Genomic DNA, 24366 nt, shown 5'->3' with positions numbered 1-24366 from the left:
CATGAGAGTCTGCTCTTGAGTGAGTTATTAAGCCTGTCTAACCAACACTTCCGCTAGAGCCTGAAGCGAATAATCGGAGGTGGAGCATAGCAGAATGCTGCCGGCACTCTGCGGCAGGTAAGCATCGTCATACGGGTTGCGTAACACCAGGGTCAGCAGCGGTCCGGCATCGGCAAGCTGTGCGGCAAGTTCGAGCTGTCCCCGGAACAGATGGGCATTCAGTGTTCCCTGAATGACGGTGCGGCCGGCGGCCTTGGCGCACAGGTTCGCAATTTCGGCGGCGTCCGGCTTCATGCTGCAATACTCTGTCTGCACGGACAAGCCCCGGGCTACCAGCAACGCAGCTAAGCCGATGTCACTACCGCCGGAGTTATCGGCGATGGTGAGCTGCTCCTGGCGCGGCAAGATTAGCATATATTGGCGCGATAGAGACAGTGGCAGCAATTGCTGCGGATCGCGGCTGATCTTGACCGTGCGGCGCGCATATTGCAGGGCCGCCTCATTCCATCCCTCGCGCGGAATGGGCCGGGCCGCCGCCCGGTATTGCCGGAATTTCGCATAGAGGTGGCGGATGCGGTTGACTGATTCGTCAATTCTGGATTTGGCGATGACGCCGTCCAGAACAGCTTTTCGGATACCCGCGATGATCCGCTCCTGGAATTCCGGGGTATGACACATCAGAATCATGTCGTTGCCGGCCAGCACGGCCAGTACGCCCACCTCATCCGGGTTGAAATTCTTCTTGATCGCGCCCATCTCAATGTCATCGGTGCAGATGATACCCTCAAAGCCCAGCCTGCTGCGCAGTAAGTCTCCGGCAAAGAAGGGGCTCAGTGAAGCAGGCAGTCCTGCCGACTCGGGAATGTTAGGAAATACGAGATGTCCCATCATGATTGAATCGGCCCCGGCTTCGATGGCAGCGATAAATGGCAACAGCGGCCCGTTCATTAATTCCTCCAGCGTCAGTTCACACTCGGGGAGGACGACATGGGAATCGCCGCTGACCTGTCCATGGCCGGGGAAATGCTTGGCCGTTACCGCTACACCTGTCTCGTGCATCCCCTGAATATATGCCTTGCCGAAGGCGGCCACCACTTCAGGGTCTTCGCCGAAAGAACGCACCCCAACAACCGGATTGTCAATGTTCGTATTCACATCCAGCACCGGCGCCCAGTTCATCGGGATGCCCAGCGCGTGGAGCTGGCTGCCGATGATTTTACCCTGGAGATAGGCGGTCTCAGCATCCAGGCTTAATCCGGCAGCACGGTTGCCGGGAATGTAAGGATAGAAGGTCTTGAACTTGGAGAGCGTGCCTCCCTCCTCATCGATAGACACATAGTAAGGCTGCGGAATGCCGGAGTCTCCGGCAATGGCCTGAACCTCCGCCATCAGCTTCAGCGTCTGCTGCTCATCCTTCACATTATGAGGGAACAGGCCAATCCCGCCGAACCGGTTTCCGGACACCCGTTCACGGAACTCCGGCTCTGCCGCTATAGAAGGGGTGCCGACTACGCACATAAGCGCTATTTTGTCCTCCAGGCTCATGGCGTCCGGATCATGCTTTAGATTTGCTTCGTTCAGCTGCATAATTGCTCCATCCTCCTCTCGGTATATTGAGTGCTCATTCTCCCTGGGCCAGCCCGATCTCCCGGTAGAGCGTCCGCTCCAGGTAATCATGCAGATAGAAGCGCGATTTCACGAAATGCTCAGCCATATCCCGGGGCTGGTATTTCAGAAGCGCCTCCAGCATCCGGGGCCGGACCGCTTCGCGTCCGTTATGGTTACGGGTGTAATTGTTCAGCAGAGAACGCCATTCTGCGCTGTCGCCCGGGTACAGCTCCCAGCGGTAGGCATACTTGTGAATCGCCCTGGAGCGGTCGGTGGCCACCTCGAAATCATGCATGATCGCGATCAGCTCAGCGTAGCCGTGATTCCGCTGTACCTCCTCCCGCAGCTTCCAGATGATATCGTAGTAATCCTCTAATTGGTAATTTCCCAGCCGCGCATGACCTGTCTCTGGAGTTATACCATGGAACAGCTCCAGGAAGCGGTCGATGAACGTACTAGCATCTGCCCGCCGGTTCCAGGCGAGATCGGCATGAAGCAGCATCGGATACCAGGTCGTCTCGAACACGCCATAAGGAACGCCAAGGCTGAACGGCCCGGTCCAGTTCGTAGCGACCATACAGCGGATATCCAGCTTCTCAGCTGTCTCTGCCCACTGCAGCAGATTGTCGGTCCGGTTGTCAATGACAGGGTAGTTCTGATGCTCCGCCCAGTCGAAGCTGCGGACCGCTGGTGCACCCATCACCTCAATGCCGAGCGCTCTGAACTTATGGGTCAGGGAAGTAACCTCCGCTTGTATATTGCGGCCGTTATAGATCCAGATCATCGCTGCGCTTCGCGGATCAAGCTTCGCCAACTCCTCGGGCGGGCATTTGTCCAGCATGTCATGCCAGAAGATCGGCTGGCGTCCCCGGCTGGCCGTGAATTCAATCAGGCGGTTCAGGAAGGAGATGAAGGCCCGTTCCCGTACGCCGCCGAATTCCTTCCGGCACGCTTCACATTCGCACAGGCTGTACACCTCGTCACAACCCAGATGAATATAACGTGATTCAGGATGGGCATCCATCATCTCCGCCAGCAAGATTGTAATCAGTTCATAGGTCTGCGGATGGGACGGGCAGATCTCGCCAGTAGATTCCTCTGTCTCCCGTAGATGCTTCCAGGCGTCATGGCGCAGCACATACTCCAGATGGCCGAAGCTCTGCTGCAGCGGAATAATCTCGATATAATGCTCATGGGCCGCAGCCTGGAGCGCCTCCAGCTCTTCCCGGCTAAGCGCGTGCTGCGGATGGGCGAATTCCCCGTGCGTCTGGAATGGGAACTTGTCCTCGTATTCAATGAGCACCGCGTTCGTCTTGTAGCGGGAGAATTCAGCCAGATATTCGATCAGCCGCTCCGGCTTCGAGAAGGTCTGGCGCAGATCGAAATTCATCACCCGAAGCTCCGTATCGGGCCAGTCCGTAATGGACATCGCCGGAATACTGCCGTCCCCGTGCAGGCTCTGCAATTGCAGCAGCGTCTGCAAGCCGTAATAGAGTCCGGGGGCGTCGAGTGCGCGGATTACAGCTCCGTTTGCGCTAACGTCCAGAAGGTAGCTTTCCGCCCGGCCCTTCAGTGGGAACAGGCCTGTCTCATCAGGATCAGCAGCCGAAGCCCGGCCGTTAGTCGGTCCGGCTTCTCCAGGCGCTGCCCAGGCTGCATCCTGCCCGGAAGCTCCGGGTTCAGCCTGCGCTGAAGTGTCCTCAGTTCCCGCAGCTCCCTCGATTCTCACAATCTCCTCAATCAGCAGTGAGTATCCCTCGCCTGCTCCCGAGACGGCGGCGGTGACTTCCCTGCCGGGAAAAGCCCGCCGGCAATGAAGCACCAGCCGGGGATCTTCCACTTCCATAGCCAGCCGCAGACGGAATTCCCCGCCGGCTCTCCATGGCTTCTTCTCTGTACTCCTCACCTGCTTTGGCTCGGGTATTAAGCTAAGCATCGCTCTCTCCTCCTAGTACATCGTCAGGTTTAAATTTATGGATTGGATCAGTAAGGACGAAACCGCCTATTATTGTGTTCGGTTTTTCGACTACATTGGGCTTACGCGCCGCCCCCGGTCGCAATGTGATCGGTTTTTCGATTACATTGGGCTCGCGCGCCGTCCCCGGTCGCAATGTGATCGGTTTTTCGACTACATTGGGCTCACGCGCCATCCTCGGTCCGAATGTGTTCGGTTTTTCGACTACATTGGGCCTACGCGCCGTCCCCGGTCGCAATGTGATCGGTTTTTCGACTACATTGGGCCTCCGCACCGTCCCCGATCGCAATGTGATCGTTTTTTCGACTACATTGGGCTTACGCGCTGCCCCCGGTCGCAATGTGATCGGTTTTTCGACTACATTGGGCTTACGGGCCGCCATCGGTCCGAATGTGATCGGTTTTTGAACTACATTGGCCTACGCGCTGCCCCCGGTCGCAATGTGTTCGGTTTTTCGATTACATTGGGCTTACACGCCGCGCCTGGTCGCAATGTGATCGGTTTTTCGACTACATTGGGCCTACGCGCCGTCCCCGATCGCAATGTGTTCGGTTTTTCGACTACATTGGGCCCACGCGCCATCCCCGGTCCGAATGTAATCGATTTTTCGATTACATTCGGCTCACGCGCCGCCCTTGGTCGCAATATGATCGGTTTTTCGACTACATTGGGCCTACGCGCCGTCCCCGGTCGCCATGTGATCGGTTTTTCGACTACATTTGGCTCACGCGCCGCCCCCGGTCCGAATGTGTTCGGTTTTTCGACTACATTGGGCCTACGCACCGTCCCCAGTCGCAATGTGATCGGTTTTTCGATTACATTGGGACGGATGGCCTCATTATGACCACTCCATTACATTTATCTCTGATTGTTCGGAACGAACGCAACGTCCTACTCTATCGCGTTAATCAAATGGAATCAGTTCTTTTATTCTGCTACTCTCCTAGTCCTTCTTGGCCGCTGTAATCCGGCCATTCTTCCACACCGCCTGGATCTCCAGGCCCCCGCCGCTGCCCTTGCGGAAGCCGATCAGATCTGCTGGGGCACCGGCGGTAAGTCCGGCAGCCTGCGGGAGCCTCAGCAGCCGGGCCGGGTGAAGGGAAGCGCAGTCGAGCGCCTCCTCCAGCGTTGCCAACCCGGCCCGGGCCAGGTAGGCCACCTGGTCCGCCAGCGTCATGGCCGATCCGGCCAGCAGCCGCGGATGGCCAGCCAGATGCAGCCTTCCTTCCGGCGTCAGCACCACGTCGCCGCCGATATGCAGCCGGTAGGCACCCGGCGCCATGCCGCTCAGCGAGACGGCATCGCTGACCAGAATCGCCCGGCTCTGCTTCACCCGCAGGATCACCTTCAGCAGCGCATCCGGCAGATGGCAGCCGTCGGCAATCATGCAGCCGTACAGCTCATCGGCTGCGAGCTGCTCCCACAGATAGTGAGGATGGCGCGGAAGCGTGAGATGCATACCATTGCCCAGATGAGTAGACATCACCGCCCCTGCGGCAACTGCTTGCCGGATCTGCTCCGGTGAGGCCGCCGTATGTCCGATGGAGACCCTGACGCCGGAAGCGGTGCATCTGGAGATGAAGGCTGCGGCTCCCGGCCATTCGGGCGACACGGTAATGATCCGGATCAGGCCCTCTGCCGCCTCCTGCCAGCGGCAGAAGGCCTCCCAATCGGGCGGGCAGATATGCTCCAGGGGATGCGCCCCGCGCGGACCGTCCTCCGGGGACAGGAAGGGCCCCTCCAGATGAATGCCTGCAATCAGCCCGGCGATATCCGGCTGTGTCCGCACGGCTTCAGCAATCACGGATGCTGCCTGGACGAGCTGGTCCGACCCGTTCGTAATCAGGGTAGGACAATACGAGGTAACTCCCCGGGCCAGCAGGCGGTGCGAGAGTCCAGCCACGGTCTCCGGTGCAAGCGGCAGCGTATTGAAGTCAAGCCCCCAGCCGCCGTTCACCTGCAAATCAACCAGCCCCGGCGCAAGCAATGGCCAATCGGCCATATGCGGACTCTCGGCCAGCGTATGAACCGCTTCAATGACGCCACCGTTAACGTGGACCTCAAGCGGCAGGCCGGTTCTGTAATGTCTTCCCGAGATCACACCGTTCATGAGCCGAAGGCATCCCGGTCCGTAAACAGCGTAATGGAGGGATGAGACCGTAGGATGCTCGCCGGGCACACGGTACTGAGCGGGCCATGAAGCGCCGCTTGCAATGCGGCCTGCTTGGCCTTCCCAGGTACAATCCCGAACAGATGGCGGCCTGCCATCAAGGCGGGCACGGTCAGCGTCAGCGCATGAGTAGGGACATCGTCCAATGTGGCGAAGCAGCGGTCATTCACCTGCTGCGTCCGGCAGGCTTCATCCAATTCAACCGCTTTAACAAGCAGCGGATCGGCGAAATCGGCTACAGGCGGATCATTGAACGCAATATGCCCGTTCTCACCGATGCCAAGGCAGACGATATCAATAGGCGCTTCATTCAGCAGCTCCGCGTATCTCCGGCACTCCCCTTCAATATTGCCCGTCCGGCCCAGCAGCTCGATCCGTCCGGGATTGACTCTGCTGAACAACCGTTCCTGCAAATAGTTCCCGAAGCGCTGAGGGGCTTTCTCCGGCAGGCCGATATATTCATCCATATGAAAAGCGTGCACCCGGGACCAGTCAATCCCCTGCTCCCGCACCAGCCCCTCATACAGCTCATTCTGTGACGGAGCTGCGGCAAATACAATGCGGACCGGAGCCTGGGACTTCCCCTGCAAGTCTCTGATTCGCCGCCCAACTGCTCCTGCCGCTGCAGCACCCATCTCGCTGCGCTGGTTATAGACCAGAACGCGCATACGCTCCACTAGATGCTCCGCCGCCGGAGTCAACGTCTCTTCCATGATGAACCCTCTCCTCCTTATTGGGGCGGAAGTGACCGCCCCTTCTCTTTTACAACCCGTCATTAACTAACAGATATGGCTTGTTATCCGAATTCTCAGAACTGGCCAGCGTTACAACGATTCCCGCAGTATTAGGGTCGCTCCACTGAAAGGTCGGCGTAAGTCCAGCCGCCGCTGCCGCGACAACATAAGCGGTCACATCCGCGCTGTACCACCCGGACCCGGTGACCCGGACTGTTCCGAGATTCGTTCCGCCGCTGACAGGGCGGTTATTCCAGGTAATTCCACTCTCGGTCCACTGCGTTCCGGTGTAGCCCTTCAGAGCAAGCGTAACCGGAGAAGCTGGAGCAGCGGTAACATAGACGTTCAGCGTTACGGACTGCACCGCCGTTCCAGAGAGATTCAGTTCCGCCTTCATGAAGGCGATACGGTCCCCTCCGCCCTGTGCATTCGGAAGATCGGCCACCTCCAGCACAGGCTCCTGCCCGAAATTGGCCGAAGGCTGATGCTCATGGACATAAGCATCCATGGTCACCGGGATTACCGGATCTGCCGGGGCATTTCGCTCGATATGCAGCAGATAGAGATCTGCGGTTCCATCCTCGTGATACACCAGGACCGATACATCGGCAGGCTCTGATCCGATCGTAACGGACGCGGCTGTTCCCGATGCCACGGGCATTCCGTTTACAAGTACTGCATCCGAGGCCTTGACGGTAACCGGTGTGACTTGTAGCACGGTTACGTTGCTGTTGACTGTAACGGTATAGGCTTTGTCACTTGCAGCAAAAGGCTTATTCCACACTCCTGCCGATAACGTTAATCCACTAAGCCCGCCATGCGACAGTAATGCGGTAGTATGCGGCAAGTCATGGGCGCTGGCATAGTAATAACCGGCTGACTGAACTCTTCTTGGCTCGAATCCGGCTTGACGCCCCGACAGAATAGCCTCTGAAGTGAAGGCAGCCCGCCCGTCCGCTCCGGTTACCGTCGCTGCATAACGGCCCGCCGAATACGTGAAGCGGCCTTCTATCGCTGCCCCTGCAAGCACCGCCCCGGTAGTATAGTCGCGCACTTTCATGGCAGCGGAAGCCGCAGTCCCGGTGTAGGCTAGCTGCATATCCGTCACAATCATCGGCTTAAGCGCTGTGCTTCCAGTAACAGCAGACACTTCGCTGGAGACCGGCCCGATATTGCCCGCAAGATCACGGGCAGCAATACGGTAATAGTAAGTGGTGTCCGGGAGCAGTCCCTTGTCCTGATAATTCAGGCCCCGGGCGAGTCCGGCAATATCCGCGGAGGTTGGCGTGAAGCCGGGTACTGTGCTGCGGTAAATAATGTAGCGGTCTACCTCCAAGTTGTCAGTAGCCATTCCGTAATTCAGCCGTATGCTCTGATAGTCACTGGCAATAGCGGTTGGCGTACCCGCAGGTGCAGATGGTGCTTCATGGTCTTCCGGCGCTGTCCAGAAGACGCCGCCCGGTCCCCAATATGAAGGTAATGCCCGGTAGGAATCATAATGATGGACAGCAATTCCGCCGAAGGCGCTGCTCTGCCCGGAAGCGGCATAGACCTTGTCCAGCTCAGCTTCCATATGAGAGCGGCCTTCCTCCTGGAAGGTAATGGTCTCCGGGTCACCGCTGTTCGCAATATCCAGCGTCTCTACCCCGATGACTACGGAATTCGGCTTGCCGATCGCCTCGGCATAAGCCAGCTCTCCAGCTGCGCCGGCAATGATGCCCGCTGTGCCGTCTGCGGAATCCCGGTAATCCATGATCGAGATATAATCGGAGATATCCTGGATATGCTCGGACAGCCATTTTGTCGTGCCATTCCACTGGATATTCGCCCCCTGCTCGGAGGAATCATACCATTTAGGGACAGCAGGGCCGAAGGGCAGCTGGATACCGGCTGTATCCCGGCGGTCAATCATTTTTTGCAGACCATCCAGGTACTCCTTTTGCAGGAACTTGCTTGGGTCTTTGAAGTCTGGGGAGATATACGGCTCGATGTCCACATTGATTCCATCGAACTTCTCATCCGCATCCACCGCAAGATTGTAGTTGATAATCTGCTCGATCTCCCGTACAGCATGACTATGGTAGCGCTCATAAGCACCCATATAAGCCGGGGAGGTTCCGCCCGCGACAAGGGCATGGACGCTTAAGTTTCGCTCATGCGCCCAGCGCATGAAGGAGCGCAGCTCATCCTCCTGCTCCTCCAGCGCCCGGTAGCCCGCGTAGTTGCCCACAGCCAGATACAGCGTCGTCACCGGCTCTGATCCGAAGGTTGCGGTGTCCGTAACGAAGGACTCCAGCACCTCCCGCGAACCCGGATTCAGCAGCAGCTTATAGCTCTCCGGCTCCCAGATCCACATGGCCCGGTCCTGGTCGGGCAGAGGCACCGCCGTTTCATGTGTGCCCGCACCGACCTGCGCATAGACGGTCGGGCTGTAGCCGTAGCGTCCGGGCGCATTCGTGGCCCGGGCCTCCAGGCTGATCGTGCGGTCACCGATGCCCGCCGTATTCCAGGCATATACATATTGCGTGCCGTTATAAGCGGCCTGCTGCCACGGTCCCCGGTTCACCCGGACTTGCACGCCCGAGACCGGCGTAGCCGATTCTGCCTGAACGGTGACCGCCACCTGTCCAGTCACGGCAATGCCTTCGTCCGGTCCGGTAATCGTCACCACTGGCGCAACGCCTGCCGGGTTGTTCACCTCAAGGGTGACGGACGGACTCCACACCCCATAGCGGGTGGTGGTATCCAGCCCGCGGGCCACCAGCTCCACCGAACCGTTGTAACGTGAGGTGTCGAGCGTATAAGACCAGGTGCCGCTGTCATCCCCGTCCGGGTCATCCAGCAGCGCCTCGAACTGGGCCGTCCCGTTCACATATAGCCGGACATCGTACAGTCCGCTATAGGTACCGCTGACCTCCACCGGCCCGCCGGAGGAGACATATCCCCCGGGCGGTTCATCCAGTGTAATGGTGCCTGCGGCCCGGGCTGTGCCCGGAACCGCCACTGCTGAGAGTACAACAATCAGACCTACCAAGGGTAGAATCCATCCAAGCCGTTTGCCAGAGCCTTGCAGCCATTGCTTCATAAGCGGCGCCTCCTTTAATGGTCAAGCGATTACCCTGAATGCCTTGCCTGTGCTTCAGCGGTTCTTCCCTGCGGTCAGTACCCGGTTAGTTGCTGCTCAATTGAATATTCTGAACACGGTCATACGCTTCCTTGTACGTTGCCAGCAGCTTGTCCACGCCCAGATTGTTGATCTCCTCAACATATTTATCCCAGTCCGCCAGCTTACGGGAGCCGGTCACGAATTTGGCAAAGCTCTCATCACGGTGCTTCTTGATCGCCTGTCCGGTGATCGAGATGACTTCATTCTCCTTCTCGGTGAAGGCCGGACGCGGCTGCATGTTGGCCGGATCGTATTTGACGGCTTCTTCATAGGCGTGCTTCAGGTCATCCGAGAACAGGGACAGATGGGCATTGAAGTCAATCCACGTATAGGTTCCGCTGGTCTGAAGTCCCGTTGCTTTCCGCATTTCAATCACATCGGTGAATTCCGGCTTGAACTTGATCGTATCGCCTTCCTTCACATACGTCTCACCTTCCACACCCCAGCTGCTGAGCGTGCGGCCTTCTTCCGAATAGAAAAAGTCCATATAACTCATGATATCTTCGATATTCTTGGAGGTAGAAGCAACCGTCAGACCGCCCTCCATGTAATGGAAGTAAGGATTCAGCTGCTTGCCGCCTTCAAGCCCTGCGGGAGGAGCCAAGAACTGCATATTGAACTCAGGGTTCTCCTTGCGCATCGCATTATTGAAGAAGTCCACACGGCTGATATAATCCACGGTTACAAAAGACTTGCCGGTAGACACCATGTCCTGCCACTGCTTGGTCTGCAGCGAGAGGAAGTCCGGCGGAATCAGCCCTTCATCATAGAATTGCTTCCACATGCCGACCATTTCCTTGTAGCTGTCCTCTGTCGGCCCATAGCGCCATTCTTTTGCATCGAAATCGTAGTAAGCCCCTTCGCCCGTTCCATAGTTGACCGTCATATTCGTGTTCATCTCATCGGGGATCTGTCCGTAACGGAGCGACAGCGGGTAACTGTCCGGGTATTTCGTCTTGAGCGTCTTCAGAGCCGTATGCAGCTCATCATAAGTCTTGGGAGCCTGAATGCCTTCCTTCTCAAAAACATCCTGGCGGTACATCCAGATCATCCGGTTCGTCTCCCCGAAGCCCTGGTTCGGGAACATATACATTTTGCCGTCAGCGGAGAGCGCCGCCTTCGCCTCATCCGGATATTGCTTCATCCAGGCGGTCAGATTCGGCAGCTTGTCCATGTATTCCATCAGGTCCACGAGTGCTCCCTGCTGGCCGAATTTGTTCGATTCCTTGCGGTTGGGCATATACATCAGATCCGGCAGCGCATTAGAGGCCACCGCGAGATTCAGCGCTTCAGCCAGCTTCCCGGAAGGAGTCTGCACCTCCAGCGTAACCCCGGTCTGATCCTTGATCCAGCCCCAGACCGGCCAGTCCTTGGAATAAGGGAAGGTGGCATTGTTGTCCAGCAGTGCGGTGAAGGTGTGGGCCTGCTTCGCTTCCGAAGTGGCCGGAGAAGCTTCTCCTCCAGGTGCAGCCGTAGCCGCAGGCGAAGCGGGATTGTTATTGCCCCCGCTGCAGCCGCTCACCAGTATTGCCGCTGCCGCGAGGGGCAGCATTACAGACTTCCATTTGTTCATTCTTCATCTCTCCCTTAAGTAGTAGTTATGGTTCAGACCGGTTCAGCCCTTCACTGCACCGATCATGGCGCCTTTGACAAAATACTTCTGAACAAACGGATATACCGTGAGTATCGGCAGCGTAGAGACCATAATCGTTGCATATTTGAGCGACTCTTCAACGACCTGGTTGTCTCCCCCGATCCCGGTCACATCCCCCGAGCTTGCGCTTCCGGCCAGCACCAGATTGCGGAGCAGCACCTGTAGCGGGAACAAATCCGGGGTGCGCAGATACAGGAGCGGATAGATGAAGTTATTCCACATGCCCACTGCGTAAAATAAAGCAATAGTGGCGAAGGAAGCCTTCGACAGCGGGATGATGATACGCATGAATATCCCGATATCATTCAACCCGTCGATGCGCCCGGATTCCTCCAGCTCCTTGGGAATGCCCGAGAAGAAAGTACGCATCAGAATCAGATTCCAGGTGCTGACCGCGCCCGGCAGGACCATGCCCCATACGGTATCGACCATATTCAGGGAGCGGACCACGAGGAAGGTCGGGATCATCCCGCCGCTGAAGAACATCGTCACGACGATCAGCATCGTGAAGGTCTTGCGCAGCGCCATATCCCGGCGGGAGAGCGCATAAGCCCCGGTTGACGTAACCACCAGCGAGATCAGCGTGCCGAGCACGGTGTAGATCAGCGTGTTTTTATAGGCCGTCCAGATCTTCGGGTCTCCCAGCACCAGCTCGTACATCTTCACATTGAAGCCCTTGGGCCAGAACGAGACTGTGTTCTTGATGACATTGATATCGCTGCTCAGAGACACCGCCAGCATGTGCAGGAACGGATAGAGCGTAATCACCACAACGATCAGCAGAAAGAACGTGCTGACAATATTAAACAAGGATATTCTCGGTGATCTCATCACCACACCTCTTCTCTACCATAGACTTGTCTCACTGACACGGCGGCTGATGTAATTGGCGCTATAGATGAAGATCAGGCTGATAATCCCCATGAACAGGTCGATGGACGCACCATAGCTGAAGTTCCCCTGTTCCATACCGACCCGGTACACATACGTGCTGATGATGTCAGCTGTATCATAGATCGCCGGGTTCTGCATCAGGAATACCTTCTCGAAGCCAATCTCCAGCACCTTGCCGATATTCAGAATCAGCGTGATGACAATCGCGGGTGAGATGCCGGGCAGCGTGACATGCCATATTTTGCGCATCCGGCTGGCCCCGTCCATGTCGGCTGCTTCATAGAGCTGGGGATCAATCGCCGTTAATGCCGCCAGATAGATGATGGTCTCCCAGCCGATATGCTGCCAGATCTCCGAGAGAACATAGATCCCCCGGAACATCCCCGGCTCATTCATGAAGTTAATCGGTCCGATCCCGAAGGTGCCCAGCAGATTGTTAATCAGGCCGCCTGTCGGCGACAGGAACATAATCACCATGCTCGCTACAATGACATTCGAGATGAAATGCGGCAGATAGCTGACGGTCTGCACGAATTTTTTGAACGCAGCCTTACGGACTTCATTCAGCAGAATCGCCAGGATCACCGGAGCAGGGAAACCGAACACCAGCTTGTACAGACCCAGGAGCAGGGTGTTCTTCATCAGCGGCCAAAAGTCAGGATTCTCAAAAAACATCCGGTAATACTTCAGCCCCACCCAGTCGCTGGCCCAGATTCCTTTAAACAGATTATAATCCTTAAACGTAATGACGAGGCCGAACATCGGCGCATACCGGAAAATCAGATAGTACAGCAGGCACGGCAGGAACAGCAGCCATAGCGTTTTGTTATGGTTCCAGGTCCGCAGCAGACGCCCTTGACGCCGGTAAGGATCTTTCATTTCCTTTCGCAAGTTGTCTTGTACTACACTCGTTTGAGCCATAGGCATTCCCCTCTTGTTCTTAATGATGCAGCTCGCTGAATGTCAGCTAACTTCCCCTCTGCTTCCGGGGTTTGTCTCCGAATTATAGCGGCAAGTCTTTGGGAAGCGCTATCAGCATGTTATATATCTTTTCGCCCTATTTGCGTATTTCCCTAGAATAGCGTATAAATCAGCAAAAGTGCATATTGTGCGTGTCAGCTTTGTGCCGCTATGATAGGATAAAACGATAACCAAGCGGCTGCACCTGAAGGGGGAATACATATGAAGAGACCGCTTACCAGCCAATTTGCCCTTAGCGGCCTGTTCGTGAAGCTCATGCTCAGCTTCCTGAGCGTCATCCTGCTGCTGGCTTCATTCAATCTGTTCTCTCATCTATATCTTAGCGGGAAGGTCTATCAGGAGGTGGTCCGGCAGAACGAGCAGAGTCTGAAGCAGACGGTGGAAGGGTACGAGAATCACTTCCGGCTGACGCAGAATATGATTCTGGCGCTGACCCAGTCGGATACGTGGACAGCCAACCTGGGCATTCTCAGCCATCTGAAGGAGAACCGGCGGTATGATATTCTCAGCGAGGTCAAGTCGGATCTGATGACGCTGTACGGGAATCCTTTTCTGCATATTGAGAATTTCATTCTGTACTTCAAGGCGGAGGACTATGTTCTTGAGAAAGAGGGACTGAGTACCGCGGCCGACATGTTCGGCAAATATTATTACAGCGGGGAGTATCCGGCGGATTTCTGGAGCGGCCAGACCATGGACAACCAGTATCTGAAGGTCCTCCCTGCCGCCTCTTTTACGGAAACAACAATGAGCTCCACGCGTGCGCTCGGGCGGCTGATGCCAGTTATGATCAAGGCTATTCCTTATGAAGAGGTCTACGGCATTGTGATGCTGAATCCGCAGCGGCTGGAGCAGGCGTACGGGGATGCCGGGAAGAATCCCTTCTATATAATGGATGCGCAGGACCGGCTGCTCTTCTCCACCGCAGAGACGGAACTGCCAGCGCTGGAGTATGCCGTGAATACAAACGCTCATGAGCGGATCGGGGACAAGTATTATTTCTATCAAAAAGGGGCGCAGACCGGCTTCACCTACGTCCGGGTCACCGAGGTTGCCGCCATCGCGAGCGGGCTGCGCGGCATGCGGCTGCTGCTCGCAGTTCTGCTCGCTGCTGCGGTGCTGGTCAGCCTTCTGTTCTCGCTCCTGTTCAGCTACCGGCTGAACCAGCCGCTCCAGCGCCTGATCGCCGCGTTCGACCGCAAATCCGGCAGCGTCCCCGGCAAGGTGAGCAGCGTCAAGGAGTTCGCCATTATCGGCGACCGCCTGAGCTCCATCCTGGAGAACAACCGGTTCATCCAGAACGATCTGGCGCACAAGAATTCGCTGGTCCGCCAGTATGCTTATACCCATAAGGTGAAAAATATTCCGCTGAACGCAAGTCTGAATGAGCTGGAGGATGCCCTGCATTCCGAACGCCCGTATGCCTCCATCCTGTTCAAGCTCAGCTTCACCCGCCTGCCGGAGGAGCCGGAGAAGCATACGCTGGCGTTATGGCAGCTGATTCAGCGCCTGTTCACCGGGGAGGAATCCGAGAACGTCGCCTTGCAGCCGGAGCAGGATCTGCTCTTGCTGCTGCTCTTCGATCCCGGTCCGCAGAGCGCCATTCTTCAGGTGCTGGGCACGCTGCAGGAGCTGCTGGCAGAGGAGCATTCCCTCTACCTCACGATAGCGGTCAGCCCGGTGTATTCGGGGGAAACCCCGTTTACCGATGCTTACCACAACCTGTCCGAGCTGCTGAAGGAACGCAGACTGAACGGGGAGACACAGATCATCGTGGAGCCGCGGGCCTCGTCGGCTAAGGCGTTTCATCTGAAGGTCACTCACGGGGAAGAGCTGCATAACCTGCTGCAGTCCGGCAGCGAAGAGGCGGTGTTCGGGTGGCTGGACCGCCAGCTGGAGCAGCTGCAGAATAAGGATGCCGCTGCGGAGGATTTCCGGGCTTTTGCTGCGGGAGTGGCAGAACAGACAAGCAAGACCGTCATGAAGCTGAATCTGCCGGAGCTTGAAATGGGGCTGGTCGCGGCCCTGTCCGGTGAGCCGTTCGCCGCCTTCTATTCCACGCAGCAGTATAGTGAATGGCTCCGGGAGCTGGTGACTCCTGTGCTTGCGGCGGTCCGCAGCGGCTCGGAGACCCGGGACCCGGTCATCAGCTTCGTGCTGGAGTATCTGGAGAAGCATTACGGGGAAGACATCAATCTCAATATCGTAGCCGACAAGCTGAATCTGACCTCCGGCTATCTGTCGAGCATCTTCAAGGAGAAGACCGGCATTAACTTCAGCGAATATCTGAACACGCTGCGCATTGAGCGGGCCAAGGAGCTGCTGGTGAATATCGACCTGCGCATCCAGGATATCGCGCTTCAGGTCGGCTACCAGAACGTGAACTCGTTCATCCGTATGTTCAAGCGTGCCTCTGGCTTAACGCCGGGTGAGTACCGCAAGCGGGCTGGCGGGGAGAATCACAGTTAAGCGTTTATCGGACGGGGACCCCCGGTTTCAACCGGAAATCTTCATGGACGGCGTTCTTGAACTGCGGATCGGCAAACTGCGAGCTGGAATCGTTCCCCGTGCCGCGCTGATACAAGGCGAAGCCGGGGTATTCCTTCTTTTTCCATACCCATACAGCCTGATCTGCCCCTCCTTCTGCATAATAAAGGTTGCCGTCCACCGTATTCTTGCTGTTGCTCGTATATTCGTTGCTGATCATAACGCCGGAATCACCTGCTACGATAATATTGCCGGTAATGACATTACCGCTTAAGTTAGCTTGCAGATACAATTGACCATTACCGTCGCCCAGCAGGTCGTTCTTGTACAGCGTATTCGACTCAACAATGCTATCGCTGGTGCCTCCACGCCCCTCATCATAACCGCCCATTGCAATGCCTGTCAGCCGGTTGCGGTAGATCAGATTGTCTTTGACCGTAATATCACTGGTTAGCCTCCCCTTGTGTTCAGAAGCAAGTTCAAGGCCTATATCATTATCATACAAGCGATTCTGCTCCACCCGGATTGATCTTCCTCCATCGATGTAGATTCCGCCTGCCGAATGGCTGTTATTCGGTACAGGGTTCCCATATGACGGATTAAGATTGGATGAAATCCCGTATACTACATTTCCTTTGACCGTCCCGTTACGCGCCTGATCCACCCGCTCGTCTCCGGCCGTTCCCTCAAACCCGATCAGGTCGATCCCGATGTTGTCATTGTCATGAACGATATTGTTCGTAATCTCAAAAGTATCCACATTGCCGTTCACGACCAGCGCCTCACTTGAACCAAGCACCAAATCGTACACTTCATTACCATCAATCGTCAGTCCTTGCAGCGCTTCCTTCGCTTCGGTTCCGTACACGGCAATACCATGGGCATCCCTGCCGGTTAGCCCGTCTCCTTCAGGCGTGGCAGTATTGGCTATGGAATGAATGCGGTTATTGAGCACAGAGATGTCCTTCCCCGAACCGTGAATATAGATGCCTGCGGGAATTTCGCCAAGGGATGCCGTCTTGTAATTGCGGATTTCCAGTTGCTGAATCGTTACATAGCTTGCCCGATGGATCTCGACCAGACCCTCCAAGCCGTCAACCGGCAGGCCTTCGCCGTCGAGAGCCGCCGTCTCATCCGGATAAGCGGTGAATACGACAGGACCGGCATCCTTCGAGCCTCCCTTGGAGATGTGCAGCTTCTGGTGATACACGCCTCCGCGAATATAGACACGGGTTCCGGGCTCTGCGAGGTCCGCAGCATGCTGAAGCGTCTTCCAGGGCGAATCTATGGTCCCTTGATTACTGTCAGCTCCATCGACTGCCACATAGTAAGTGTTGGCCTGATTCGGCTGCGGCACTGCACTGGACTTCGGGGCCGGAGCTGTACTTTGCGTGTATTCCGGCTTAGCTTCCGGCGAAGTTTGAACTGATAACGGCGTGTTCCGGGCGCCGGAACATCCGGGTAATGCGATAATACTAAGCACGATGGCCGATCTCCAGAAAATTCTTAGCATTTATGCACTCTCTTTTCAGCTTATTTATCATCCTCACCCAAATAAATACGGATGATTGCATCTATATATTGCATGACCTCGTCTGTCATCCCGTACACCCGTGCAGCTTGTCCTTCCTGTGGTGTAATGTACTCCCAATATTTCTGAATCAGCTGCTCATCACCGCCGAACATCTTGTCGGCGTATTCTATGATTGAGGCGGCGAGTTGCTGCGCCGCTGCAGAATCAGGCGGCTCCGCCAGCAGTCCTGAGACCCGTCTGAGGATATCGGACCACTCCATAGCGAGCGGGTTACTTACATCGCTGATCGGCAGCACCTCCAGCTCTTCCGGGGTGAAGACCTGCTGCCGCGGCTGTGGACCCTGGGAAGGCTGTTCAAGCTCACGGATAAATCCGAGCATCTCATCAATATTTACTTGTTCGGTTGCCCGCATAGCGTACAAGGTGGAGAACAGCAGATGCTCTACCGCCCGCAGCTTCTCCTGCTCCTGCTTCACGAAGACCATCTGCTGCGTAAGCGCACGGCTCCAGACAGCAACATCATGATGTGCAACCTCACCGTTGTCGAGGATCACTTTAATTTCACCCAGCTTGAAATGCATTTGCTTCAGCACAGCAATCTTCTGCAGCCGCAAAATCTCATTCTCGCTATAAGAGCGGTACTGGTTCCTGGTATCCCTGTCCGGCTGCAGCAAGCCCAGCTTCTCATAGTAATGCAGGGTGCGGACAGACACACCGGTTCGCTTGGACAGCTGCCCTACGGTATACATCGGCTTCCCTCCAATAGGTATATTATTGGCTATATAAGAAGCACTTAAGAGTTGAACTTGAAGCTTCATCGTCACTGCGGTGAACATTTGGACTTCCGGCCGCTGTTAGGTTTGGATTTCCTAATTTATACCGCTGAATGCGGTAGAAATCCAAACCTAAAGGCGGTCGCTGACGCTCCTACAGTTCCAAATTTCCCCTCCGCTTCTTTTGCTTTTAGTTTATTTCTTTAGCGCTTCTTATATAGAAGGTTTGGCACAGTAAATCATCCGGCATTGGCATGCCCGGATGATGGTTTATTACTGCGAGGCTGTCCGCAGACGCCGCCGGCGCCACAGGTTGAGCAGTACCAGCAGCACAGCGCTGCCGACAATGATTATACCAAACTGGATCACAACGGGACCGGTCCCTGCCTCCAGCTCACTGTATGTCAGCAAGCGCCGGTCCTGCTGCAGGATAACGAACCGCGCAATTTCCAGATAGGCCACATGAAAGCCGATGGAAGCCCACAGTGATCCGGTCAAGCTGCGCCATAGCTGAAGCATCGTGCCATAACATAACAGCATAATCATATATTCTGCGTTAATGCTGCTTCCGCGGCCTATTCCGCTCCAGGCTTGCAGCTGGTTCACCGTAACCGGCACCAGCACAAACAGCAGCACCTGAGCGCCGTAAGCTGCGAAGGCAGGCAGGCGCAGCCGTAAGCCGCTGTATACAATCCCTCTCATTGACAATTCCTCCGGCAGCGCCTCGTACAGGAAGGCAATACATGTATTGAAGGCTACAGCCAGCAGCAGGTCCATAGAGAAATGCCAGGCTGTAATGGTGGTCCAGCCCAGCGCACCCGTAATTATGAAGCCCAGTCCCCCCATCAGCAAGGCTGACGCTGCACCGCCCAGCATATGCAGGAACGCAGCCGGTGTCAAGGGCAGCAGTCTGGCGGTCAGGCGGAACCGGCGCTGAATCAGATAGACCGCGGGCACAATAAGCAGCGCCGCGGTCAAGGCCTGGACAACGGCAATTTCGTTGTCCGTTGCACCGGAAGCCCAGACGGCGTTGCCGGCAACCGTGGCCGTGAACAGTCCCAGCGTCATGGCAAGCCACCCAAGCGCTGTAATTGCCAGCCATCTCCCGGCTGATCCCCGGCCATCGTTGTGTCTTGCAGGTAGTGTTATTCTATCCATTGTGCATCCCTCCTGCCCCCATTGTAAACCCTCCAGTATACGTCAGGGTCAAGCTTGGGATCGATGGGATCGCCTAAGTCATATCATCCCGCAGCGCATCAATGATATTCTCCCGCTTGATTGTGCTGACCGAATACAGCATGGTGACGAATACGATCAGGAGCACGCTGAACACGCTGATTCCGATGCTGATCCAAGGGAAGACATAGTCAATCTGGTCCGCCCCGCCGATGAGCATGCCCTGGTAGATCAGCCAGGAGGAGGCCAACCCGATGGGAAGCCCGAACAAGAGCGCCCTCATGCCATAGAAGGCACACTCGAAATTCATCATCTTCTGGAAATTGCGGTCGGACATTCCCACTGAGCGGAGCATCGCCAGCTCCCGGCGGCGCAGCTTAATGTTCGTCGAGATCGTATTGAACACATTGGCAATCGCGATCAGCGAGATCATGATAATGAAGGTATAGGCGAACACGTTGATGATGAATATCGTATTGCGGCTCTCATCCATCATCGCATACACATTATACAGCTTATATTCATCCGTAATTTGCGCACCCTGGATCGTCTTCTCCATCTCCGCGACCGACTGTGCCGGATGCTTGGAACGAAAGGTCAGGCCCTTCACTGCCGGCGGACTGTCCGCCGTCTCAAACTTGCCGATGAGTGAATAAGGAGCGATTATCCGGAAGAAGAACGGTTGACTAGAGGCGGGGCTTCCTGTAACTGGCAGGGTATCCGGCGGTACAGTCTCTACGAACGTAACCGTTACGTCATGCCCCTGCCCAATCTTCGACCCTCCCTCTGATTCGGGGGCAATGGTCAGGGTAGAGGATGAACGCTTGAACAAATTACGGAACTCGTCAGCCTCCTTCAGCCGCTTATCGTCGGCAGGACTCATCGATTTGGCAACGGCGAGGAACTTGGCGTCCGGACCTGTATATTCCGCTGCGGACAAGCCCAGCCCTTCGAGAATCTTCAGATAAGCGCTGTCATCCAGAAATTGCAGATCTACGGGCAGCGTTGCCTGCTCATCCGACCGGCCCGGCGAAGGAGCACCTGTTTTTCCTGCATTTCCTGCTTTTCCATCATTGACTGCTTTCCCCGAGTCCCCCTCTGTGCCCCAATAGGCATCCGAGAGCTCGCTTGCCTGGGCTGTCCCCGTCACTTTCAGCAGCGTCTGGTAAGAGCTCTCATAGATGCCGCCTGCGGTTCTGAGCTTGTCGTAGAGCGCCAGCATTTCACTGTCTTTCATAGTTGGTGTGGCGAAGCCGATATCATAGGTGGTGAACGCTACTGCCTGTTCCGACATCTGCTTCAAATCAGTGACAAAAGCGCTGGCCGATATAAACAGCACGACGCTTAACATGAGCGACAGCACAATGCTGCGGTAGCGTTTCTTGTTTCTTTTGAAATTCTTAAGTGCAAGGGTGCCTTCGAGACCGTAGATACGCTGCGCCCGGCTAGACGTCTTCACGGCCTTGGCTTCAACCTTGACCTCGTTCGTCTGGCGGATACTCTCCATCACGGGAGTGCCTGCCGCCTTCCTGGCCGGAATGTAGGCCGAGATCAGAATCGTAACCATACTTAGCGCTGCCGCACACGTAATGGCCGGAACAGACACCTTCAAGCTCAGCGGTACACCGGAATAGAGAATATTCCCGAAGTTCCTGGATACGGCCATTAGCACAAGTCCCATGCTGCCTATTCCCAAGAGAATGCCAGCCGGTATTCCGGCCGCACCAATACACAGACCTTCGAACAGCACAGAGTTACGCAGCTGCTTCGCTGTGGCTCCCACCGATGAGAGAATGCCAAACTGGCGTGTGCGCTCATTCAGGGAGATGGTGAAGGCGTTGTAGATCATGAAGATCGAACCGGCCACAATAATAAAAGCGACGATCCCACCAACCGTGTACAGTAGAGCAGTTAGCAACCCGCTGCTTGAGACGCCCATGAAGCGCAGCACATTATCGTTGTAGATGTAAGCATGGCCTGAAGCGGTGCTGCTTGCGTAAGCCTTCACTTCACGCGGATGCTTCAGGGTAACATATAAGCTGAAGCTGTCCGCCCGCTCTGACGGATCGGCTCTGGTAATCAGGGTATAGCCTGGTGCAGCGGATTCCTCAAAAGCAGGCCTTGCGCAGATTCCGACGACCTTGTAGGTTCGCTCTGCACGGGGCACCAAAGCTTCAGCGGCCTTATCCGCCTGATAGGCATCATGCTGGTTCAGCCGCTGGTTGCCGTTCATTCGGTCTCCCACAGCCAGTGTGAGCATGTCGCCTTCCGCGAACTTGATCCCGCCGTTCGCCGCCAGATGTGACGGGACTAGAATCTCACTGCTGTTATCCGGCATTCGGCCGGAGACCAGAGTGACGGGCAAGGTACCGGGGGAAGCTTCGTCTTCACTTACGCCAGCAATGAACAGATAAGGCTTATCCGGGTTCTTCCCGCCGCTAAGTGCCGCATAGCCAATATTTTCGAAGGATGCTGTACGGGCTACGGCCTGATCGTGTGTCCGTTCCTGCAGGAAGGAGGAATCCACCGCCGGGAACCCGATGTGCCAGCCGCCGTATTTGGCAATAGAGCCCTTGATCATATAGCTCTGCAAGGATACGGCGAAGGTGGAGACAGCAGTGATCATAGCAGTGGATAGGATTACTCCGATAATCGTTACAATGGTCCGCGTGCGGCTTTTTTTGAGGCTCTGGAGGGTAACCTTATTGAAAATATTCATGGCCGTACCCGTTCGTCCCGCACAACCCGGCCGTCTGAGATGCCGATAATCCGGTCTGCCTGGAGGGCAATATTCTCGTCATGCGTAACGATGAGCAGGGTCTGCCTATACTTCTGATTGCTTAATTTCAGCAGATTAATAATCTCATGTCCATTCCGGCTGTCCAGGCTGCCTGTGGGTTCATCCGCCAGCATGACCGCCGGGGCATTCATCAGCGCGCGTCCGATGGATACACGCTGCTGCTGTCCGCCAGAGAGCTGATTCGGCAGATGCGTTCTCCGGTCCGTCAGCCCCAGCAGCTCAAGCAAACCGTTCAGCCGCTCCTCGTTGACCTTGCGTTTGTCCATCAGAATCGGCAAGGTGATATTCTCCACCACATCCAGCGTGGGAATCAGATTGTGGAACTGGTAGATCAGCCCGACCTGCCGCCTGCGGAAGATCGCCAGTTTGTCATTGCTCTGCGCATATACATCCTGTCCGTCCAGATAAACGTTGCCGCTTGTCGGCACATCGACTCCGCCGATGATGTGAAGCAAGGTAGACTTCCCGGAGCCGGAGGAGCCGATGATCGCCGTGAATTCCCCCTTCTCAATCGTCAGAGACACCTCGTCCAGCGCCGTAACCCGGTTATCTCCCTTCCCGTAGACCTTGCTCAGCTTGTCAATTCTCAAAAACTCCATGCTGCAATTCTCCCTTCACCTGATCTATCCCTATCATAGAGCCGCAAGCTTACATCTCTGTGACTTTCAGGTGAGAGATCCGTCACTTAGGGAAACGAAGCCTGAAGAGCGCACCGCCTTGCGGGTGATTATGTGCGGTAACGGTACCTCCCTGCCGGGTGATAATCATTTTGCAGAGGGCGAGTCCGATTCCGTACCCTGCATGATTAGGGTTACTGCCGCGATAGTAGCGGTCGAACAGCCGGGGGATTTCTTCCTTGCTGAAGCCCGGGCCGTTGTCATGTACTATCAGCTCGGTATACAGCGGATTGTCTGTGCAGACCAGCTCAATCTTCCCGTTCTCCCCTGCGCTTTCCAGGCAATTCTTCAGGATATTCTGGATCGCTTCCGGAAGCCAGGCCGGATCGCCTTGGATCACTACTCCTGAAGGGCAAGCGATCCTAAAGTCTACATTGCGCAGCTCCATCTGGATCAGGAACGGACGAGCAGCGGTGCGGAGCAGGTCGTTAACGGCGATAGGCCCGCTTTGAAATACAACAATACCCGCATCCAGGCGGGATAGCCTGAGCAGAGAGGTAATCAGCCAATCCATCTGCATCAGCAGCTCCTCGGTCTCCCTTATAAAAGCTTTCCGCTCGTCTTCCGCAGGACTATTCGCAAGCAGCGTCATAATCAGGTTCACCGAGGTGAGCGGGGTACGGAGCTGGTGGGCGATGTCAGCCAGGGAATCGGCAAGATGGCCCTTTTCCTTAATCAGCTCGCGGTTCTGATCCCGGAGGCGCTGCGTCATTTTGGTAATCTCGCTATGTAAGATGGATAACTCGCCCTCTTCCGAATCAGCGATGAACAGATGGTCCGCATTATGCAGCACCCGGTCAATTTCATCGGACAATCTCGCCAGGCTCCTGTATCTGGCCCGGGTAAATCCAACGAACGCTATGCCAAAAGTAGCAGCGCAGCCTATGGCCAGGACGCCCGCTGCCGTGTTCATGACGAATCCAGCCGTTACAGCGGCAACGGCGAGGAGGACGAACACCACGGCAAACTGCCGGACCTCTCTATTGCGCAGCATCGCTGCCCCCCAGCCGGTATCCCGTCCCCCGCACCGTCAGGATGAGCTGCGGGATTGCCGGATCACTCTCGATCTTCTCCCGCAGGCGCTTGATGTACACGGTCAGCGTGTTGTCATTAACAAATTCGCCCGCTGCGTCCCACAATTCATCCAGCAGTCTGCCCCGTGTAATAATGGTTCTGGGATTGTTCACAAATACGAGCAGCAGCCGGTATTCCAGCGCGGAGAGGAATACCTCCCGGCCGTTTTTTTTCACAACTCCGCTGGCCGGATCAACATGCAGCCCGCCGAGATCAAACGCGGACCCGGAGCGCCCGCTTTTTCGCAGAGCCGTGCCCATCCGCGCGATCAGCTCCCGTGGCCGGAAAGGCTTGGTGATGTAGTCGTCCGCCCCCATATTCAGCCCGGTCACCACACTCGCCTCGTCGCCCGAAGCCGTCAGGAAGATGACGGGAATGTCCTGCTCCTCCTTGATCTCCGTGCATACCGTAAAGCCATTGCCGTCCGGCAATGAGATATCAATCAGCGCCAGGTCAAACATATATCCGTCAAGCGCAGCCGCTGCTTCCTTGCGCGTAGGCGCGTGCGTGACAGTGAACCCCTCCGAGTGAAGCAGCAGCACCAGGTTTCGCGCAATGGCCGGATCGTCTTCAACCAGCAATATTTGTGTCATATTTAAGGGCCTCCGTTGTAGCCTGTTATGTATAAAAAGGTACTCTTATTAAGAGTACCTGTAAAGAAAT

At 56.0% G+C, this 24366-nt stretch carries 16 protein-coding genes; 1 reads left to right on the top strand and 15 read right to left on the bottom strand.

The window, feature by feature from the left end:
* Positions 1 to 27: 27 nt before the first annotated feature.
* The 8 genes from NST69_RS14985 to NST69_RS14950 form a co-directional block, all read right to left on the bottom strand.
* Complete coding sequence (locus NST69_RS14985; protein WP_342549895.1) at positions 28 to 1587, bottom strand: glycoside hydrolase family 3 protein; 1560 nt, start codon at positions 1585 to 1587, stop codon at positions 28 to 30.
* Between the two features lie 34 nt (positions 1588 to 1621).
* The gene (locus tag NST69_RS14980) at positions 1622 to 3544 is read right to left on the bottom strand and encodes a DUF4838 domain-containing protein (RefSeq protein WP_342549894.1); all 1923 of its coding nucleotides are present in this window, start codon (positions 3542 to 3544) and stop codon (positions 1622 to 1624) included.
* 982 nt (positions 3545 to 4526) lie between these two features.
* Entirely contained in the window at positions 4527 to 5693 is a 1167-nt protein-coding gene (locus tag NST69_RS14975) for an amidohydrolase family protein (RefSeq protein ID WP_342549893.1), read from the bottom strand.
* Positions 5690 to 6466, bottom strand: coding sequence for a glucosamine-6-phosphate deaminase (locus NST69_RS14970; RefSeq protein WP_342549892.1), 777 nt, complete (start codon positions 6464 to 6466; stop codon positions 5690 to 5692). The genes NST69_RS14975 and NST69_RS14970 overlap by 4 nt, the downstream gene beginning before the upstream one ends.
* Before the next feature lie 49 nt (positions 6467 to 6515).
* A complete protein-coding gene (locus NST69_RS14965; RefSeq protein ID WP_342549891.1) occupies positions 6516 to 9572 on the bottom strand; it encodes a DNRLRE domain-containing protein in 3057 nt (1018 codons plus the stop codon).
* An 85-nt stretch (positions 9573 to 9657) separates the two neighbouring features.
* Positions 9658 to 11226, bottom strand: a complete 1569-nt coding sequence (locus tag NST69_RS14960) for an extracellular solute-binding protein (RefSeq protein ID WP_342549890.1) — start codon at positions 11224 to 11226, stop codon at positions 9658 to 9660.
* A gap of 42 nt (positions 11227 to 11268) precedes the next feature.
* The gene (locus NST69_RS14955; protein ID WP_209870928.1) at positions 11269 to 12138 is read right to left on the bottom strand and encodes a carbohydrate ABC transporter permease; all 870 of its coding nucleotides are present in this window, start codon (positions 12136 to 12138) and stop codon (positions 11269 to 11271) included.
* Positions 12139 to 12153: 15 nt separating this feature from the next.
* A complete protein-coding gene (locus NST69_RS14950; RefSeq protein ID WP_051478139.1) occupies positions 12154 to 13080 on the bottom strand; it encodes an ABC transporter permease subunit in 927 nt (308 codons plus the stop codon).
* Between the two features lie 303 nt (positions 13081 to 13383).
* On the opposite strand from NST69_RS14950, the gene NST69_RS14945 reads away from it, so the two are divergent.
* Complete coding sequence (locus tag NST69_RS14945) at positions 13384 to 15651, top strand: AraC family transcriptional regulator (protein ID WP_342549889.1); 2268 nt, start codon at positions 13384 to 13386, stop codon at positions 15649 to 15651.
* A gap of 4 nt (positions 15652 to 15655) precedes the next feature.
* Here NST69_RS14945 and NST69_RS14940 read toward each other — a convergent pair whose 3' ends face one another.
* The 7 genes from NST69_RS14940 to NST69_RS14910 all read right to left on the bottom strand — a co-directional run bounded on the left by NST69_RS14940 (position 15656) and on the right by NST69_RS14910 (position 24296).
* Positions 15656 to 17182 (bottom strand): right-handed parallel beta-helix repeat-containing protein, encoded by a 1527-nt coding sequence (locus NST69_RS14940; RefSeq protein WP_342549888.1) that lies wholly within the window; start codon positions 17180 to 17182, stop codon positions 15656 to 15658.
* 20 nt (positions 17183 to 17202) lie between these two features.
* On the bottom strand, positions 17203 to 17952 hold the full coding sequence (locus tag NST69_RS14935; protein WP_342549887.1) for a MerR family transcriptional regulator: 750 nt from the start codon (positions 17950 to 17952) through the stop codon (positions 17203 to 17205).
* A gap of 297 nt (positions 17953 to 18249) precedes the next feature.
* Positions 18250 to 19134, bottom strand: a complete 885-nt coding sequence (locus NST69_RS14930; RefSeq protein ID WP_342549886.1) for a CPBP family glutamic-type intramembrane protease — start codon at positions 19132 to 19134, stop codon at positions 18250 to 18252.
* Between the two features lie 73 nt (positions 19135 to 19207).
* Positions 19208 to 21871, bottom strand: coding sequence for an FtsX-like permease family protein (locus NST69_RS14925; protein ID WP_342549885.1), 2664 nt, complete (start codon positions 21869 to 21871; stop codon positions 19208 to 19210).
* Entirely contained in the window at positions 21868 to 22551 is a 684-nt protein-coding gene (locus NST69_RS14920) for an ABC transporter ATP-binding protein (RefSeq protein ID WP_342549883.1), read from the bottom strand. Before NST69_RS14920 ends, NST69_RS14925 begins: the two co-directional genes overlap by 4 nt.
* 82 nt (positions 22552 to 22633) lie before the next feature.
* Entirely contained in the window at positions 22634 to 23623 is a 990-nt protein-coding gene (locus tag NST69_RS14915; RefSeq protein ID WP_342549882.1) for a HAMP domain-containing sensor histidine kinase, read from the bottom strand.
* Positions 23610 to 24296 (bottom strand): response regulator transcription factor, encoded by a 687-nt coding sequence (locus NST69_RS14910; RefSeq protein ID WP_342549881.1) that lies wholly within the window; start codon positions 24294 to 24296, stop codon positions 23610 to 23612. The genes NST69_RS14915 and NST69_RS14910 overlap by 14 nt, the downstream gene beginning before the upstream one ends.
* Positions 24297 to 24366: the final 70 nt, after the last annotated feature.

This window comes from Paenibacillus sp. FSL P2-0089, from assembly GCF_038595095.1.
GTDB classification, from domain to species: Bacteria; Bacillota; Bacilli; order Paenibacillales; family Paenibacillaceae; genus Paenibacillus_AQ; species Paenibacillus_AQ silagei.
The sequence above is the reverse complement of the archived record's forward strand: the minus strand, read 5'-3'. Positions and strand labels throughout refer to the sequence as shown.

Bases quoted from the DNA above. Each gene is read 5' to 3' on its own strand.
- NST69_RS14985 (WP_342549895.1), bottom strand. From the start codon at position 1,587: ATGCAGCTGAACGAAGCAAATCTAAAGCATGATCCGGACGCCATGAGC.
- NST69_RS14980 (WP_342549894.1), bottom strand. From the start codon at position 3,544: ATGCTTAGCTTAATACCCGAGCCAAAGCAGGTGAGGAGTACAGAGAAG.
- NST69_RS14975 (WP_342549893.1), bottom strand. From the start codon at position 5,693: ATGAACGGTGTGATCTCGGGAAGACATTACAGAACCGGCCTGCCGCTT.
- NST69_RS14970 (WP_342549892.1), bottom strand. From the start codon at position 6,466: ATGGAAGAGACGTTGACTCCGGCGGCGGAGCATCTAGTGGAGCGTATG.
- NST69_RS14965 (WP_342549891.1), bottom strand. From the start codon at position 9,572: ATGAAGCAATGGCTGCAAGGCTCTGGCAAACGGCTTGGATGGATTCTA.
- NST69_RS14960 (WP_342549890.1), bottom strand. From the start codon at position 11,226: ATGAACAAATGGAAGTCTGTAATGCTGCCCCTCGCGGCAGCGGCAATA.
- NST69_RS14955 (WP_209870928.1), bottom strand. From the start codon at position 12,138: ATGAGATCACCGAGAATATCCTTGTTTAATATTGTCAGCACGTTCTTT.
- NST69_RS14950 (WP_051478139.1), bottom strand. From the start codon at position 13,080: ATGAAAGATCCTTACCGGCGTCAAGGGCGTCTGCTGCGGACCTGGAAC.
- NST69_RS14945 (WP_342549889.1), top strand. From the start codon at position 13,384: ATGAAGAGACCGCTTACCAGCCAATTTGCCCTTAGCGGCCTGTTCGTG.
- NST69_RS14940 (WP_342549888.1), bottom strand. From the start codon at position 17,182: ATGCTAAGAATTTTCTGGAGATCGGCCATCGTGCTTAGTATTATCGCA.
- NST69_RS14935 (WP_342549887.1), bottom strand. From the start codon at position 17,952: ATGTATACCGTAGGGCAGCTGTCCAAGCGAACCGGTGTGTCTGTCCGC.
- NST69_RS14930 (WP_342549886.1), bottom strand. From the start codon at position 19,134: ATGGATAGAATAACACTACCTGCAAGACACAACGATGGCCGGGGATCA.
- NST69_RS14925 (WP_342549885.1), bottom strand. From the start codon at position 21,871: ATGAATATTTTCAATAAGGTTACCCTCCAGAGCCTCAAAAAAAGCCGC.
- NST69_RS14920 (WP_342549883.1), bottom strand. From the start codon at position 22,551: ATGGAGTTTTTGAGAATTGACAAGCTGAGCAAGGTCTACGGGAAGGGA.
- NST69_RS14915 (WP_342549882.1), bottom strand. From the start codon at position 23,623: ATGCTGCGCAATAGAGAGGTCCGGCAGTTTGCCGTGGTGTTCGTCCTC.
- NST69_RS14910 (WP_342549881.1), bottom strand. From the start codon at position 24,296: ATGACACAAATATTGCTGGTTGAAGACGATCCGGCCATTGCGCGAAAC.